The 16,830-nt window shown below is 52.0% G+C and carries 12 protein-coding genes and 2 pseudogenes; 7 read left to right on the forward strand and 7 right to left on the reverse strand.

Annotated elements, in window-relative coordinates; genetic code table 11:
• The first annotated feature begins 4 nt into the window (after positions 1 to 4).
• Together HUG12_RS00245 and HUG12_RS00250 are read left to right on the forward strand one after the other, a co-directional pair.
• Positions 5 to 1,123, forward strand: coding sequence for a hypothetical protein (locus tag HUG12_RS00245; RefSeq protein ID WP_179266862.1), 1,119 nt, complete (start codon positions 5 to 7; stop codon positions 1,121 to 1,123).
• Positions 1,116 to 3,163: pseudogene (locus tag HUG12_RS00250) on the forward strand (VirB4 family type IV secretion system protein). Before HUG12_RS00245 ends, HUG12_RS00250 begins: the two are co-directional and overlap by 8 nt.
• A gap of 1,209 nt (positions 3,164 to 4,372) precedes the next feature.
• Here HUG12_RS00250 and HUG12_RS21990 read toward each other — a convergent pair.
• The 4 genes and pseudogenes from HUG12_RS21990 to HUG12_RS21995 all read right to left on the reverse strand — a co-directional run bounded on the left by HUG12_RS21990 (position 4,373) and on the right by HUG12_RS21995 (position 8,748).
• Complete coding sequence (locus HUG12_RS21990) at positions 4,373 to 4,630, reverse strand: thiamine pyrophosphate-dependent enzyme (RefSeq protein WP_218836371.1); 258 nt, start codon at positions 4,628 to 4,630, stop codon at positions 4,373 to 4,375.
• A 407-nt stretch (positions 4,631 to 5,037) separates the two neighbouring features.
• Positions 5,038 to 6,177 carry a citrate synthase gene (gene citZ, locus HUG12_RS00265; RefSeq protein WP_179266863.1) on the reverse strand — a complete coding sequence of 380 codons (1,140 nt, stop codon included), beginning with the start codon at positions 6,175 to 6,177 and terminating at the stop codon, positions 5,038 to 5,040.
• A gap of 452 nt (positions 6,178 to 6,629) precedes the next feature.
• Complete coding sequence (locus HUG12_RS00270) at positions 6,630 to 7,055, reverse strand: universal stress protein (protein ID WP_179266864.1); 426 nt, start codon at positions 7,053 to 7,055, stop codon at positions 6,630 to 6,632.
• Positions 7,056 to 7,408: 353 nt separating this feature from the next.
• Positions 7,409 to 8,748, reverse strand: a pseudogene (locus HUG12_RS21995) (DUF362 domain-containing protein).
• Positions 8,749 to 9,057: 309 nt separating this feature from the next.
• Between HUG12_RS21995 and HUG12_RS00280 the strand changes: the two are divergent.
• Together HUG12_RS00280 and HUG12_RS00285 are read left to right on the forward strand one after the other, a co-directional pair.
• Positions 9,058 to 9,291, forward strand: coding sequence for a hypothetical protein (locus HUG12_RS00280; RefSeq protein ID WP_179266865.1), 234 nt, complete (start codon positions 9,058 to 9,060; stop codon positions 9,289 to 9,291).
• Positions 9,292 to 9,328: 37 nt separating this feature from the next.
• Entirely contained in the window at positions 9,329 to 9,805 is a 477-nt protein-coding gene (locus HUG12_RS00285; protein ID WP_218836372.1) for a rhodanese-like domain-containing protein, read from the forward strand.
• A gap of 370 nt (positions 9,806 to 10,175) precedes the next feature.
• Here the strand turns inward: HUG12_RS00285 and HUG12_RS00290 are convergent, their stop codons facing one another.
• Positions 10,176 to 11,333 carry a CaiB/BaiF CoA transferase family protein gene (locus tag HUG12_RS00290; RefSeq protein WP_179266867.1) on the reverse strand — a complete coding sequence of 386 codons (1,158 nt, stop codon included), beginning with the start codon at positions 11,331 to 11,333 and terminating at the stop codon, positions 10,176 to 10,178.
• A 54-nt stretch (positions 11,334 to 11,387) separates the two neighbouring features.
• Positions 11,388 to 11,921 carry a MaoC family dehydratase gene (locus HUG12_RS00295; protein ID WP_179266868.1) on the reverse strand — a complete coding sequence of 178 codons (534 nt, stop codon included), beginning with the start codon at positions 11,919 to 11,921 and terminating at the stop codon, positions 11,388 to 11,390.
• A 459-nt stretch (positions 11,922 to 12,380) separates the two neighbouring features.
• Between HUG12_RS00295 and HUG12_RS00300 the strand changes: the two genes are divergently transcribed.
• Both HUG12_RS00300 and HUG12_RS00305 read left to right on the forward strand, forming a co-directional pair.
• Positions 12,381 to 13,247, forward strand: a complete 867-nt coding sequence (locus tag HUG12_RS00300) for an HpcH/HpaI aldolase/citrate lyase family protein (protein ID WP_179266869.1) — start codon at positions 12,381 to 12,383, stop codon at positions 13,245 to 13,247.
• 179 nt (positions 13,248 to 13,426) lie between these two features.
• Positions 13,427 to 14,059, forward strand: coding sequence for an MBL fold metallo-hydrolase (locus tag HUG12_RS00305; protein WP_179266870.1), 633 nt, complete (start codon positions 13,427 to 13,429; stop codon positions 14,057 to 14,059).
• 22 nt (positions 14,060 to 14,081) lie between these two features.
• Here the strand turns inward: HUG12_RS00305 and HUG12_RS00310 are convergent, their stop codons facing one another.
• Positions 14,082 to 14,867, reverse strand: coding sequence for an IclR family transcriptional regulator (locus HUG12_RS00310; RefSeq protein WP_179266871.1), 786 nt, complete (start codon positions 14,865 to 14,867; stop codon positions 14,082 to 14,084).
• A gap of 966 nt (positions 14,868 to 15,833) precedes the next feature.
• Here HUG12_RS00310 and HUG12_RS00315 point away from each other — a divergent pair.
• Positions 15,834 to 16,829, forward strand: coding sequence for an aminopeptidase (locus HUG12_RS00315; protein WP_179266872.1), 996 nt, complete (start codon positions 15,834 to 15,836; stop codon positions 16,827 to 16,829).
• The last annotated feature ends 1 nt before the right edge of the window (position 16,830 follow it).

The raw sequence follows: 16,830 nt of genomic DNA on the forward strand, positions 1-16,830 counted from the left end.
CACGATGACTGACGAGCACACTGCCGCGTCCCGTCGAATCATGGACGCGATTGGCGAGGAGAGTCGCCTACCGATCATCAACGTTCGCGAGGGAGACGTCTACGTCCTCATCGGCTTTCCAACGACCGGGTTATTGCTCGCCGGCCTTACCGGGTTCGACGCTCTCGTCTTACCGCTGGTTTTGCTTGGCCTCTTCGCGAGCGTCACAACCATCGTCGCAGCACCAGCACACCTGCCAGCCTCAACGTGGCTCGCTGACGTCGCTCGCTACGTCTTGAAACGCCCTCGCGTCACCTACGCGGCGCCAGCAGGCGAGTCGTCTGGAACGGCCAGAGCGGTTCGTCGAACTGATGGTGGGGTCGTCCAGTATAATCCGTTCACACCCGACGAACGGACACAGGATCTCACCCACCTCGAACGAGCCTGGCCTGGCGCGAGTGCGATCGAGCGGGATGACGGAACGATGGTCGGCATGCTCGCTGTCGATCCCGCGAACATGGATTTCGCCATGTCCGGCGACTGGGCGAATCGGCAGGCCACCGCGGAACGCTTCGTCAACAACGAGCTCGACTTCCCGCTGACGCTCCACACGACGACGCGCCCCTTCCCTGTCACCCGGCTCGTCGATCAGATCGAGGACCGACTCGAGGACGATGACGTAACGGACAACCCCGTCTTTCGGGACCTCCTGGAGGAGTACCGCGACCGCCGACCAGAGGAGTTGGCCAATACCCAACAGATCCAGTACTATCTCAGCGTCGAGGTGACGCCGTTCGAGGTGTACGACCGCGATCGCGACGAGCGGTCGCCCGCGGAACGGCTCAGCAGGCTTCCAGTGCTCGGGATCCTTGCAACCCCGTTCGTGACCCGACGCGAGCGGAACACGGAAGCCGAGCTTCGGGCGAAGCTGTTCAGCCGCCTGGATCGGCGCTGTCGGGCCGTCGAAACCGAACTCGTTAGCGGAACCGAAGGCTGGTCGGCACGCCGTCTCGACACGCCTGCGCTGTTCCTGCTTGCGATGGACTTCTGGAACGGGGAGTCACACGAGTATGGCGATGCTGCAGCCACCACGAGTCAGGTGCCCGCTGCGACTCGTCGCTCCCGAGGTGACATCGATGGATAGTTCGGCAGTCAGAGGGCTGCTGCAAGCGCCAGTTGGACTTTCTCTGGCTGATCTCGCACTGGTCGTGGGTGCGCTCCTGCTCGGAATACTGGTGACAACGTGGTGGCACCGTCGTCGGACGACGGACGAGTTCGACCCGAATACAGTGTTCGACGACTCTACACTGGAGGCTGCGCCTGCCGACCAGGCTGTCCTGACCGAGATCACCGAGCGACAGCAGCGCGCCGTCGCGCCAGCCGCCATCGAATGGGAGACACGTACTGCGCGGGTTGGTGAACAGTGGACGACGACGCTGTACGTCGCTGACTGGCCGGACCACCCTGCGGACGGCTATCTCAATGAACTGTTCACACTCACCGACGTCCAGTTCGACTGTACGGTTCGGCTATCGCCGAAGAACCAGGAGCGTGCCCGAGATGAACTCCAGACGGTTGCGGACGACTTGCAGGTGGACGCCGACCTCGAACGGAGCGTTCGGAGTCGCTATCTGCAGGAGCGCGCCAATGAGGCCGCCGCGACATACACGGCCGTCGAGAACGGCCAGCGCGTGTTCGGCCAGGCGATGTTCGTTACCGTCCGCGCCGACTCCCGTGAGCAGTTGCGGAAAGACGTCCGGGCTGTTCGGCGACGGCTACGCGACACACCTGCGAATCTCACCCCGAAGACGGCCATCTGTAAGCAGGACCTCGCGATTCAGGCTGCCGCACCGTTCACCGCCAATCCGTTCGGTCGAGAAGCGATCGCGCTCGGCGGGGCTGTCGGGGCCCTACTCACCTCGCCGCACACGCCGACGATTCTCGAACCGGGTGGCGTGGAAGTCGGCGTCCATCGCCACACGAACAGCCCGCTCGTGATCGATCCGTTCGCCCGCGAGAACGGGTACGCCAAGTTCACCGTCGGTGATCCCGGGTCAGGGAAGTCATTCGGTGCGAAACAGCAGTTCCTCCGGTCGATCGCACAGTCACCGAACCGCCTCGGCATTATTCTCGAACCGCTCAACAACTGGGCTGGCGTCGCCGAGGCGCTCGGTGCTCGCCGCATCACGGTCGGGGGGACGATGGGACTGAACCCGCTCGAGATCAAGCCGACGCCGGAACACGTCCAGCGGGCGATGGGCGAGGACGCCAGTCCGTTCAGCGAGAAGAAGGCGAGCGTCCTCAGCTTCCTCACGAACTACTTCGCGTTACGGGGCGTCGAACTCGGTGACCGACGAACGACGCTCGAACTCGCCATCGATCAGGCGTACCGGAAGCAGGGAATTACCGACGACATCGCCACGCACGATCGCGACAGCCCGACGCTCCGGGACGTCCTTGATATTCTTGAGACACTGGTGGACGAGCCGGAATCCTACGTCGTTCGAACGTCCGAGGAGACACGGGGAAGCTCCGCTCGGATGCAACATGGCTCATCGACCAGTTGCGTCCGTTCGCGGAGGACGGGCGGTTCGAGAATCTCGGGCGACCGACAGAGTTCGACATTCGCAACGAGGGGCTCATCTATCTCGACCTCGGCCAGCAGGAGGGGAACGTCGGTGGGAGCACGAGTCTCCTCATGCAGCTGCTCATCTCGCTGGTGTACGAACGGTCAAAAGAAACCGAGAAGGAGGTCGTGTTCGTCGTCGACGAGTCGAGATACGTGTTCAAGGACGCCGCGAATCTCTCGTTTTTCGAAACCGTCTTCAGGCATCACCGACACCATGAGCTCGCGATTCAACTCATCACACAGACCGTTGACGAGTTCTTCCAGCGCCCCGAAGCGGAGATGATTCTCGATCAGTGTGCGATCAAGCAATTCCATCGATTGGATGGGATGGACGAGGAGTGGGCGAACGAGTTCGGACTGAACTATGCACAGATGTGTTTCGTTCAGGATGCGACTTCCGGAAGCGACGAAACCGGGTACTCCGAGGCGCTCGTCGGCGTTGACGGCGAGTGGCGAGGAATCGAGGTCAGATCCCTATCCCATGAACGGATGGTAATCGAAGACGAAATCAGCCGAGAGCAGTTTGCATTACTTGACGATTCACTTGAAGAGTGAACTAATAGCATAATCAGTACGAAAACCAGGCCGTGTGTGATGCGGGGCTCGAATGCTACGACGCGCTGAAGTGCACGTCATTAGTATCACCGTATGCAATCCGTCGAGCCAAATAGTCCATTGGCTCCGAAAGTAAGTTCCCCAACCGCCGATCCGCGGCCGTGCGGACGATTCAGCGGTGGTCCTTGACGCGTACTAGGATGAACGAAAACGAGCAGGAGAAGATGGAACATTGACGGCCTTTTTGGACGATGTATAATACATAATTAGATTCTGGTTCTTCTTTGAATATATCGCCTTAATATGCCAGAGGATGAGTATGGGACATTATTATATATGATATTTTGGAGGAGATCGGGGCAGTATTCAGAAAAAGAGGGATGGACCAGCCAAAGAGGTAAACGTTCTAAACGCAATCTCAATCCCTTCAGATATAATAAATATTAAGGGGATATTTCTGAAACGAGAGGCGACACCTAAGCCCGTGATAATCCTCGTGTCCAACTTAACTGTTTGTTCTGTCACATTTGAAGCTATCTCGAATTTCAATTGCTTTGACGCCAATCAATGCTGGTTCGGCACCCCAGCTTGATATGAAAAATTTTTTGATATAATTGATTAAATTCTCTTAAAAATTGCAACGGTTGTGTTAACTATCCGGTGCCATTACCATAACCGTCTTACTCTATATCAGACTGTTTTTGGAAGAGAACCTAAGTAGAGACCGAGAGAGTTAGTATTCAAATTCTATCAGCAATATCTCCTTGACATGCCTTATATACCCCAACAACCTATCATTATTATGGACTTAATTTCTATATTATTCTTAACGGTATTTAAAACTGGGCGGATATGTTTTTTAAATTAGTAAACAGAGAATAATTCAGTTATAGAATATCATCGATCTCATCAGACCGATACCACCTAACATATTTCACAAGTGTCTGTCCTAATATGGACTCAGATGATGTGATATCTGACTTATACAATGTTGTAGGGGTTTTGGGCGATATAAGACATTAAGCAAAGCGTCTCAGGACTTCTCTGCTGCTCAGAATGTCAGGTCTGACTCCCACGAGGCGAAGTTTGCTGCCGACTCCTCGTCTGGGTCGACACCGACCACGACCACCGCCGACCCGTCGTGATCAATGGCATTCGCGACAGCATTCGCCGTATCGTTCTGGGTGTCGACCCGAATCCCTCGGTAATCTATACAAAATCAGGTGATCTCCAAGAGAAGCGGTGTCCCTCTGCGTACTCCTGAATCCTCGGTGACTTGCTGATGACACCGTAGTCGGCTTTGTCGAAAATGACTACTGTAATATCCAGATCTCGCTCGGCGGTAGTGTGGGGGTCCTGAACACACATCATTCGACCACCATCACCCGTTAGACAGAGGACAGGTCGATCTGGACGGGCCTTCTTCGCGCCGATCGCAGCCGGTAGACTGTTCCCATGCCTGCCCAAGAGCCGGCACTAATGTAGCAGCTTGGGCCGTAGGCTTCAAACGTTTGGAACGCATAAACACAGAACCCGCCAACGCCAGTAGTAACGATGGTATCTCGTGACGCCACATCACGGATCGCGCGTGGCGCCGCAACAGTCGGGACCGACGACATCTTCGAACGCTACCGAGGTAAACCAGTAACCCTCCTTGTGAGAAACAGCGAGTTCGGGACAACTGCAATCAACCGCGAGAACGTCGTAGATACGAGAGTATTAAATGAATCACCCACGTAGAAAGTCGGTGAAGTCGCCTAAAGGATTCCGAGTATTCGCTCGATGAAGGACCTCCGTTTCGACCGGCGGAAAAAGGACCAATAGAAGAGATCGGTTGTATCAGGTAGTCAATTCACCAGCCGATTGTGTTCGGGCTATCGCTCTTCCAGAGGAACGAACTCTACGTCTTTCGGACCGACATAGCGCGCTCGCGGACGGATGAGCCGGTTATCATCTAGGTACTCGGAAACGTGAGCAACCCACCCACCGACACGGCTCATAGCGAAGATTGGTGTGTACAGGTCGATTGGAATGCCCATCTGAGAGTACATTGAAGCCGAGTAGAAATCCACGTTCGGTGCGAAAGCCGTATGCTCGGTCATGTACTCTTCGATAGCCACACTCATCTCGAACCATTTCGCGTCCCCAGCGGCCTCGCTGAGGTTTTCGGATTCCTGACTTAGGATTTTCGCTCGTGGATCTTTAACTCTGTACACCCTGTGCCCAAACCCTGGAATGCGGCGGCCTTCTTTCAGGCCCGTTTCAACCCACTCCACCGAATCCTGGTCGACTTCGTCGACCTCTTTGAGCATACGCATGACGTCTTGATTGGCACCACCGTGAAGGGCCCCTCCGAGAGTGCCGACCGCGCTCGTAACCGCGCTGTGAACGTCAGAGAGGGTGCTCGCAGTCGCCAACGCAGAGAACGTCGACGCATTGAACCCGTGATCGGCGTGAAGTACAAGCGCCATGTCGAACGTCTCGGCGATGACGTCGTCGGGTTCTTCTCCGTTGAGGAGATAGAGGAAGTTCTCGGCGTGGTCTAGGTCCTTACGTGGTTCGATCAAATCTTGTCCTTCACGGAAGCGATTATAAGCCGCAATGATCGTCGGGAATTTGGCCGCCAGGCGCCGCCCCTTGCGGAGAATCGCCTCTTCGTCGTTGGGGTCGTAACTGCTTTTATCAGAATCATACGCCGACAACATCGATACGGCCGTCCTGAGCACATTCATCGGCTTTTCGTCTTGTGCAGCCAGTTTGCTAACAATCTCTAGGATTTCGTCATCGACCGATCGTTCTTCACTCATCATGCTGGCAAACGACTCCAATTCCGATTGGTCCGGTAGGTGTCCGTACCAGAGTAGATAGAGAACTTCCTCGTAGCTCGCATTACGAGTCAGATCCTCAATATCGTAGCCCCTGTAGATCAAGCGGCCTGCTTCGCCGTCGACGTAACTGAGTTCGGATTCCGCAACAAGAACGCCCTCCAACCCTTTCTCAAGTTTTTCAGACATACCTTAGTGATCCCATATGAACGATAAAAGCATTATCGTTTCCCCACTATCACTTTTCAGAAAGATTAAAGCTACTGTTACACTCTGAACAAGATACAATTCAAAGAGCGGAAAAATACTCTGTCGTAACAAGGGCTGTTAATAAGACGGGGCCTTAATGTTACTTTCCTGATATAGAATTATTACTCGAGCAGTGTCTATTCAGTTATTAAAGGATTCCGCATCACTGTCGGCTCCAGCGATTCAATGTGTTGACGAACACACTGCCGAAGCAGTCAACAAATTCGATAGATATGTGAATATTATATTAAAAGCCTTGAGGTATGATGACGATTACTTATGTCTGATATTTGAAATGAGATGAAAACCCAGCCATCTCGATAAGGAGATGGCCCGTGCTTGTAGACTTGATTATAAAACCCACATCGAGTTATGAGCGATCAAGAGGATCGTTAGTTAGCTACCGCTAAGACGGGGGCGTTAGCGTTGAGAAGAACCTTTTGTGCTACACTTCCAAATACCGCCTTCCCGGTTGGGGATCTCTTCTGGGGACTGACGACGATAAAGCGGGCGTCATTTTTATCAGCGTAATCAACAATTCGTTCTGCTGGTCCGCCAACCAACCCAACTGTTTTCGCCGGTCGCTCGATCACTTCTACAGCATCTGCAGCGACTTTGGCGGCAATTTCCCGGATTCGTTCCATATCGATCGGATCGTCGGTTTTGTTTACGTTAGTCCTTTCTAGCTGGACGAACTCCGATTGAGTCATGACATGCACTACGTGAATCTCGTTGTCGAACGCTTCTGATAATGTGGCGGCCTCCTTCATGACGGTGTCCGCCTTATCGGATCGATCAACAGCTGCAACAATGACCATGAGAAAGTATGGACGCCAGTTGTTTTTATCTTTTTGCAGGAATGCGCGTTCTTCGGCGGAAACGAAAGCTATTCGTCCGTATACTCGAAGCGGTCGACACCCCACGACCCGAGTGTGTAGCTGCGACAGCGCCGCGATGATCCGAGAAGGGAATCTGAGCGAGATGGGTCCCTGTTCAGGGATGATCGTCACTCAAAAAGTCAAATTTGATCACAATATTCGCGGATTAGATTCCAGACTTTTTGCTTCAACCGATGCTGTGAGAATGCTAATGGATGCAATGACAGAGCAGTCGTTATTCTCAAAAATCAACCTTTCTTTGACGACCGTCCGAACCAGCAGAGCGATTGATACTATTCGAAGATATCTTCGGCTGTAGCGGGAGAAGGAGAGACGAAGCCACCACGGTCGTTGAACACTATCGATTCTGGCTCCGCTACCACGTAGAGATTAGCACGTTCTCTGGCAGCTTCGACGAGTCGCGCCGAAGTATAACACCGCTTTAGATGCATCGTATCAGTGACTCGGAGAATACGTGCGTCGTCAGCCGAAATGGGACCGATGTGCCGAGACTAGCTATTGGTCCCGCACGATCTGTCTCAACTACTGGCGGTAGTCGGACGCCTCGCACCGTACTGGCGGTTATGGCATTGATGAGTGACTTAGACCAGTCGAGCTTCGCCGATAAATTCTGGTGAACGAAATCAGCTTGACTCATCCCCATCGCGTTGCCGTGAGTCTTCTCCCTGGGCCCGCGTGCGAACACACGCTTTATGGCTGGCCCGACAGGTTCGGATTCGTCGATAGTGAAGTGACGCCGGCCTGTGACGTTAGTATCCATACCTTGTCCACTGATGTCTTTCCCAATCTGGTCGACGAGGAGTACGTCTAGTTCATCAAAAGGGAGTTATGGCATCAAATCCTGAACCATCTTTAGAATTTCTGCCTCTCGATCCAGAAAACTGGAGGCCGAACACCCTCGATAAGTGTCGTGTCATCGTTCTGGTCTCCACCACGGCGATCCCACCGGCAACCGGAAGGGTTTCCAGTAACCGTCCGTTGATTTCAGGGATCATGTTACGCAGGCTCCATTCGAACGCCCAGTCGTGGGCCATTTTCGCACCTCGCTGTTTCTCCATCCCGATAACGAGCATCTTCTAGAGGCCGCTCTCAACAACGCTGCCAAAGTCGGTGTGAGGTTTGACACGATTTACCGGAACGATAGCATCCACTTCGGCGGCGTTGAAATTGACGTACACTGATACACCTCGTTCGGGCGTTTCACCGATTTCAATGACATCCATCGTCGACCGGATCTCATATCCGACCGACTCTTCTATTACACCGAGTGTCGCGAGTTTATCTTGCTGGCCTTCTGAGGTCGCTCCACCGTGGCGTCCCATGACTGGAAAGATAAAGAGGTTGTATCCGCATTGGCGGAACCCGTCGACGACACTTGACGATCGATGGTAGGTTGGCGATGCCACGACTTCCGACCCTACGGCAATCTCACTTCCGTCAGAGAGACCCTCAAAGTTGAGGGCATCTATCTATTCTGTCACCACGAAAGGGATATCTTCGGATGGGATTGGATCTGTTTCTAACGCTGTTCGATAACCCCCATCTTCGGAAGGGACAACTCTCCGCAGGCTTTTCGTATCGCCGATTCGGAAACTTGAGAACGGTCCGTCATGAAAAGACAGAATCGGTGAAATGAGATAAATGCGCGGAGCTATTGATATGATCTCACCAAGAATCGGGCTTTGGTGAAATATCTACAAAGACCTAGTGTAGTAATTTTCGAGGGAGAGTACAACTATACGTCGGTGACTTTTCTTCGATTCGTATCTGGAAGACCACTTTTTGTGCCTCGATGGAGCGTCGTGTGCCTGCGCGAAGTTGAGGTTCGACTCAGTGAATTTGATGTGCACCTAAGGAATGATGATATCGGGAAATACATGAAGCGTAAGTTTGATATTCAGGTGTAAATGTTGAATAAAAGGTGGACACTCCGTTGAACCATATGGCCATTCTTAGGAAGTCTGTAGACGAAAGAGGGCATCCAATAATTGATTGGGAAACATCTGGATGCATGGTTTTGTCGAATCCAGAAGAAGCCGTAGCAGCAGAGAAAGATGAAACTCAGATAGCAGGCGGCGCGTACGCGAAGCAGAAAGCCGCCCAATTCGGCGGTACCAACTACAACAACTACCGGGAGAAGGTTCTTCGATGGTAAAAGTTTATATGAATTTTATGCTAACAGGTTCACTATGATGAACCGGAGAGTGTACCTTCAAAGCGCGGGGCTGATATCGACCGTAAGTCTCACCGGCTGTCTGGGGGAGAGTAATGGGGAAGCTGTAAACGAATTCGGCTACGACACGAAGGAGAACGCTGAAACCGAGGTTCCGCTACTACCCCTCGAGGACGCTATCGACTGGCATGATGCGGGGGATGCGGTGTTCGTCGACGCTCGAAGCCGGGTAGATTTCGCAGTCGGGCATATCGAGGGCGCCGTACACAGCCCAGCACCGGACGGGAAAGACGAAGACGATCCTATCGCCGAGTTAAACATGGATACACGGATCGCCACCTACTGCGATATACCGGAGGAACTAGCGGTACAACGAGGGTCGTCCCTGATCAAAGAAGGCTACCGTCACACCTACGCCCTCGCCGACGGATTCGATGCATGGAGTGACGCCGAGTACCCAGTTGGTTATGAATGCTCGTGCGATCAGGGAACGTAATTGAATGGGAAAGAGCAGACCGGATATCTCGAAGGCGATGGATTTGGACGAATCGTAGACGGACGAGTATCTCGAATCGATTTCTGGCCGAACTTGCAGGTGAAAATCGTATATTCTTCGAAGATGAAGACCGAGGTCATCACTGGACAGTCGGGTCATTTTTCGACGAACTCTCGATTCCCCGTGAAGGGGATGTGAGCGCACTGTTGGGGGCCCTAGTCAGAAATTCTGTCCATTCTCGGAAATGGTAGTGATCGGGAGGTGGGGCCGGTCATTCAGGTAAGTGAGAACTGAGACGAGACCATTCAGGCGCGGTCCTTCTGTCTGCTCAGTCCTGAACTGTTATGAGCGATCAGATACCACCTGGTATCTACTGGATCTTCTCGTCTGAGTGTCCGATTCGTCGTAATACTCTCTCAGTATCCGCTCCCAATTCCGGTGGACTGCCCTCTGCCGTGGTATCGAATCCAGTACTCCAAACGGGAAACGCCGGGACGTTGATTTCCGTTTCCACGGCATCGTTTTCCGTACCGCTGATATCGATCGTAGTGAACAACCCGGTCTCTTCAAGATGTGGATCGTCTATGACGTCGGCGAGTTCGTTAACCGGAGCGCAGGGGACATCGGCGTCGATCATTTTTTCGACTAGTTCGTCCCGCCGAGATTCCTTTGTCTTGTTTTCTATCGTTCGATCGATCTCTTCTCGGTTTTGGAGCCGTTCGTGGTGTGATTCGTACGGTAATGAGATGTCCAAGACATCCTGAATTGCATGCCAGTGTTTATCACTGGTCGATCCGATGAAAATATACTTGTCGTCGGCTGTGGGGTAGGCATCGTACGGGGTTTGGGACGCGTGTGATGCGCCCATACGTTTCGGTTCCTCGTCGAACATCTGCTGGTACGCGATCCAATAGCCCATAAGCGAAACGGCGGCCTCGAAGAGAGGTGCATTGATGTACTGACCTTCGCCGGTCCGCTCTCGTTCCCGGAGAGCGACGAGAATCGAAATAACCGCGTTTGCAGCTGCGTTCATGTCGACGATACTTGTCCCTGCACGAGCGGGTCCCGAATCTTGATGCCCAGTCATGTTCATCAGCCCACTCATGGCCTCTGCGATGGGATCGGACGCTACGCGATCTGAGTATGGGCCGTCAGCGTAGCCCTTGATACTGACGTAGACCAGCCCGGGATTACGTTCTCGTAATACCTCGTAGCCGAGTCCGAAGCGTTCCATCATCCCCGGAGAATAATTCTCGAGAAGCACGTCAGCGCTTTCGAGCAAATCCAGAAAGGCTTCCTTACCTTCGGGTGTTTTGAGGTCCACCGTCACGCTCTCCTTGCCGCGATTTAGATAGTGAAACATGCTCGACCCGGATTTTCCGGCGTTTCGCATCGCATCTCCGTGTCCCGGGCGTTCAACCTTAACGACATCTGCACCGAGATCGGCCAAGATGAGACCCGCGTATGGTCCTGCCACAATGTGACCGAGTTCCACGACGTTTAGCGATTCCAGCGGCAAATCTGACATGAGTGGCTAAACTAATTGGCTCCGAGTATAAGAATATTTGCTATTATCGAACAGCTACTCGTTTTCTTTTGCCGGGAATGGATCAATCGGAGTTCCTTTTTCCTCTTTTGGGATCAACATCGTCCGCTCATACTGAATAACTTTCTCACCGGTTTGTTTGTATCCGCGCGTCTCAACGGTCACGATACCGTCTTCAGGCCGAGACTCACTCTCTCTCTTGTGGATCACTTCACTTTCGGCATAGAGCGTATCTCCCGCAAAGACGGGATTCGTGAGCTCGATATCGGTCCAGCCCAGGTTCGCGATTGTCTTGTGGCTTACGTCGCTTACGCTCATACCACTGATGATACTCAGCGTCAGTCCGGAGTTGATCAGACACTCGTCGAACTCCGTCCGCTCCCCATACTCGTCGTTGAAGTGGAGCGGATGGGTATTGTGTGTCAAAAGCGTGTATTGAGTGTTGTCATCCTTCGTAACGGTCCTGGCCGGTCGATGTTCGTAAACGTCGCCCACCTCGAAGTCCTCGTAAAATCGTCCGTAGTCTTCCCGGTATCTATTTTCGCTTACCTCTACTGTGTTGCGAACCATGTAGCTAATCTCTACATAACCCAAAATAAACGTTATTGTTATATTCGAATCATCGGCAGAAAAAATTTATGAATTTATAGTAAATATATGTTCGAACTGTCGGAGTGGAAGAGGGGAGCGGTACGGAGCGATGTAAAACGAGCATCAGTGTGCGACCAGTATAGGTTCAGTCGCCCCGAATGCAACCGATGGGACTGAACGTCAAGCGTAGCCACGTCATTTGTTCGGCAGTGATTGAGCGTGCCTTACTCGGCAGTGCGAAACCCAGGAGTTGAAGCGAAGTGTCAGATGGTATCGGAATAATAGAGGCAGTAAAATACAGCATATACCGGAGGCAGCTTCACCCTCCAATCGTCCGGATGGAGGTGAAGCCGGACAGTCAATCGACAAACTGCCTCGATTGAGTGGCTGGAAGACGCCACCGAAACGATTATGGTCGGGATTTCCAGAGTGTATGTTATGCTACGGTCGTTATTGTTTGCTCCGGGAGACAATCAGGAGATTGCTGAAAAAGCATCAGAGAGTAAAGCGGACGGGGTCATTCTTGACTTGGAAGATGCCGTCGCACCAGCGAAGAAAAAACGCGCTCGTCAACTCGTCGCGGAATTTCTGGATGGCCACGAGGAGGCGGCTACGACAATTTGTGTGCGAATTAATTCATGGAATCACGCCGAACAGATAACAGATATCGAACTGGTTGCACACGACGCCGTCGATGTGGTTGTCGTCCCCATGGTTGAAACGGAGCGCGAAGCGTGGCATACCGCTGAAATGGTCGAACGCTTTGAGACCTGCAAAGACGCGACCTCGGCCTCGCTTTTCCTAATCCTCGAAACTGCCAAGGGCCTGGCCAATGCAAACGAGATCGCAAGCGCTCACGAGAAGATAGAGATGATTTCGTTTGGACTCGCCGACTATACTGCAGACGCGAATATCCGTTCGACAGAAAACCGTGCCGAAGTACTGACACAACGGGCATTACTATCGAATGCGGCCGCCGCCGCCAACGTTCAAGCGTTCGATTTCGCAACGCTCGAAACGGAAAACCTTGATCGGGTCAGAGCAGATGCGGTAGCAGCACGCCAGATGGGCTACACTGGCAAGGCTGCCATACACCCTACTCAGCTAGAACCGATCCACGAGGTCTTTACCCCAGATCGAGAAGAGATCGAACGGGCGCGGAAGATCGTCGAAGCGTACGAAGAGGCTGGCGAACCTGGGGTATTGACTGTCGATGGAGAGATGGTAGACAAACCAGTCATCGAAAGTGCCCGAGACACGTTAGCACTCGTCGATGAATATACCTCCTCGGTAAAATCTGAATAAGGCGATCGGATGAGTACCCGACAGGATCGTATAGACTACCTGACATCCTATGGAAGAAAGTAGCTACATTTCGAATGTGCTTACGACAGAAGAATGAGCAAAGAGGTTGTCCAAGAGATGCAGATCGTATCACTTGCAGATAAAAAGGCTTTTGCGAGAATGGCAGTATGAATTAAAAGATGCCCGAGGAGATTGTTCCAGAAATATACGACATTACTTGTCGCGAGACCAATGGACGTCGATACCGAGCCTTTCTATCCGTGGACGGCGTACCAACGCTCATCGATACAGGGTTCGAGGAAACGATGGATCAATTGTTCGCCGGAATCGACGAAATTGGTGTCGATCCCGAGCGATTGATCATCACCCACGAACACGCTGATCACGTCGAGGGATTCGATGCAGTCGTCGACAACTACGACGTTGAAACCTGGGTGCCCGAGACTATAGAACTCGATTCGACAATTGATCCTGACCGTCGATACGGGGATGGCGATTCGATCGGACGTTTCGAAGCGGTACACGTGCCCGGCCACTCGCCCGGCAATTCTGCGCTGATCGACGAGCAAGCGGGTATCGGCATCATCGCTGATGTCATGTTCGGCTCCGATCTCAGAGGATTACCGCCAGGATACTTGATTCTTCCACCCGAGATTTATTCCAATGATCTCAATGAGGCTGAACGAAACTTGTCGAAACTCCTTAAGTACGAATTCGATGTCGCTCTCGTGTATCACGGGTCATCAGTGCTGGAAAATGCCAAGGATAAAATCGAAAAATACGTCGAATTTCCCGGGAAACCGGACAGCTAGACCGGATTTCCAGTCGAATAACTCAGTATGTTCTAGTCTGAATATTCATCCCGATTGTACTGGCGGTTTTCATGACCAGTTTCGGTGTTTCTTCATAGAAATCGTCTCCAGTCATGTATTCCCGGGGTGCTGAAACGCTCACTGCTCCGACTACATCTCTATCATCGTTTTCTACGGGAACCCCTACTCCCCTGATTGCCTTTATCAGTTCACCGTCTGCCAACGAGTATCCTCTCTCCCGGGTTTCGTCTAATTCGTCAAGTAACGTTTCGCGATCGGTGATCGTTTCCGATGTCATCGAGTCCAGTCCGTGTTGTTTGATAATCTCTTCGATACGTTCCTCCGGTAATTTCGAGAGGATGGCTTTCCCAGACGACGTGCAGTGAAGGTGGCGATGGGGAATTTCCCGTTTCTTCTGATAGTACTGAGGAGCAAATGGTTTATCGCCGAACGATTCGTATACATTAAATAGGAGACCTTTATGTTCGATGACAAGAAATGCAGTTTTGCCACTTTTATCAGCTAATTCGTCTATTTCGTCCTTGCCACCCGCATATACAGGAGTATTATTACGGACATGTTCGCCCAAGGTAATAAGTTCCGGCCCCAAACAATACTTGTGTCCTTTCTGAACGATATATCCGTGATCCTTTAGCGTAGCGAGTTGAGTGTGGATCGACCCCATTGAAAGACTCACTTCTTCGTCGATCTCGGAGATTGTTGTACCACCTGTCTGTCGGAGGACCTCGATTATCTCACAGGCATTACTTACGGACTGGATCCGCCTGGAATTCCCGTGTTGTACCATCGTGGAAGAGATATGACCTTCATAGATAAGAAAGTTTGGTATAGACAAAACCTTAGGAGCCACAACGGAGGTTCAGAATCCGATAAAAACAAAAGGGTGGTCTTGAAGCTCGGGACACTACTGTACCAAACTTGTCGCCTAGTTCACATCCCATATTTTAAATCGTGGCTGAGAATCGTATCAGATAGTAACATCCGGATAACACTCGATCTACGACAGTCCATTTTTGAAATAATCTGATCGCTCCGCCATCGGTTGCTAGTATTCCACAAGCATCGACGGGACGAAGTCATGGCCGACCGCCACAAGGTCGACGACAAGACGGCAAATAAACAATACCTTCGCATTTCTTCGGTGCGAACCTTCTTGCGACATTGATGAATTTGAACTTGGTCGTCGGTCCATCTCTCGAATTGGAAACCCTCTTTTGCCATCATCAAATACTGACCCTGTTGAAATACTATTAGATTAGCTCATATATTATAACAACTTATATTGGTCTTGGTTAAAAAGATACCTTCAATTATTATTAATATAGATTATTAAATGATCGCTTGATGAAGGTCGCCATTACAGTCGTACGAATGTAAACATATACACTCATAGCAAATTCCCAAGGATTCCCGGACCAATATTTTTGTTATTATCAAATTCGCATATGGAGGCTCTCCGAGGGATAGGAATCACATTTGTATTGAAATGTCGTTCCTTCAGCATCGTCAGCCCAGACTATTGTCGGATCCGAGTGTGGGAAGCGATCGTTGTTATCATATGCGGAGAGAGCGTCCACCGCATCGAATAATTCAATAATCGTCCATCAAACCCGTTTGTTTAAAGGAAGTGATCTGGAATATCTCCAGCATCGGTTTGATTTTCCCTGCCGAATCTGGCTAGAGGAGTTGATTTTCCTAGTTATTCCGCAACGGCAACTATTTTATAGAAGACCATCGATTTACACTTGAACCGATGACACTAGATGTAGCGGAGTTCGCTAAGGTTCTGAAACAGCCATTCGAAAGAAATGCGGAGCCCGGTGACGACGTACTAATCATCACCGACACGGAAGTCGCCGATTCGGTAAGAACCGCGTTATTTACCGCGGCTACGCAGTTAGACCTGGATCCGACCCTCACTGTGATGACTCCTCGGAAGCGAGACAACAATGATCCGACGAGGCTTATTGGAGAAGCCATGAAAGAGTCGGACGTGTACGTGACTGCAGTTTCAAAGGCTCTGGCTCACTCAAGGCCCTCGGCGGCCGCTCAAGAGGCAGGTAAGAAGTTGATTATCATGTCCGAAATCTCCCCCGATATTCTGCGAAGTGGGGCCGCGAAAGCGAATTACGACAAAATGCAGCGAATCGCCGATGCGCTGGGTGATATTTACGCAGAAGGGAAGGAAATACGCGTCACCGATGACAACGGGACGGACGTGGTGGCCGACATTGAAGACCGGACGTATTGGCCGTCGGCAGGTACCGCGTCGAAACGACCAGAACCTCCCTATGCCTGTGCGTTTCCGGACGGAGAAGTTGGCGTCTGCCCGGCCGAAGGGTCGACTCAGGGAACTGTAGTTTGGGATACGAGCCTCCACGACATCGGGTGGCTGGATGAACCGATCGAGTTGGAAGTTGAGGACGGATGGGTGACGAATATCAGTGGTGGAAAAGAAGCAGAGCAGTACCGACAGATCCTCGAAGAAGACGGGGACGAAAATGCACGATATTGCGCGGCCGAAATTGCGCTCGGAATTAACGACGGCGCGGAGTTTTCCGGGAGAATGCGAACCGACAAAAAAGTGTACGGTTCGGTTCACATCGCGACCGGAGACAACATCGATATCGGCGGTGATATCGAAAGCGACCTGCATATCGACGGGGTGATCGGCTCACCGACCGTGTGGGTTGACGATAGAAAACTTGCGGAGGACGGCGAAATTCTGATCGAGCCGAAAGAAGAGTAAG

The sequence above is a fragment of the Halorarum salinum genome (genome assembly GCF_013402875.1).
Lineage (GTDB): Archaea > Halobacteriota > Halobacteria > Halobacteriales > Haloferacaceae > Halorarum > Halorarum salinum.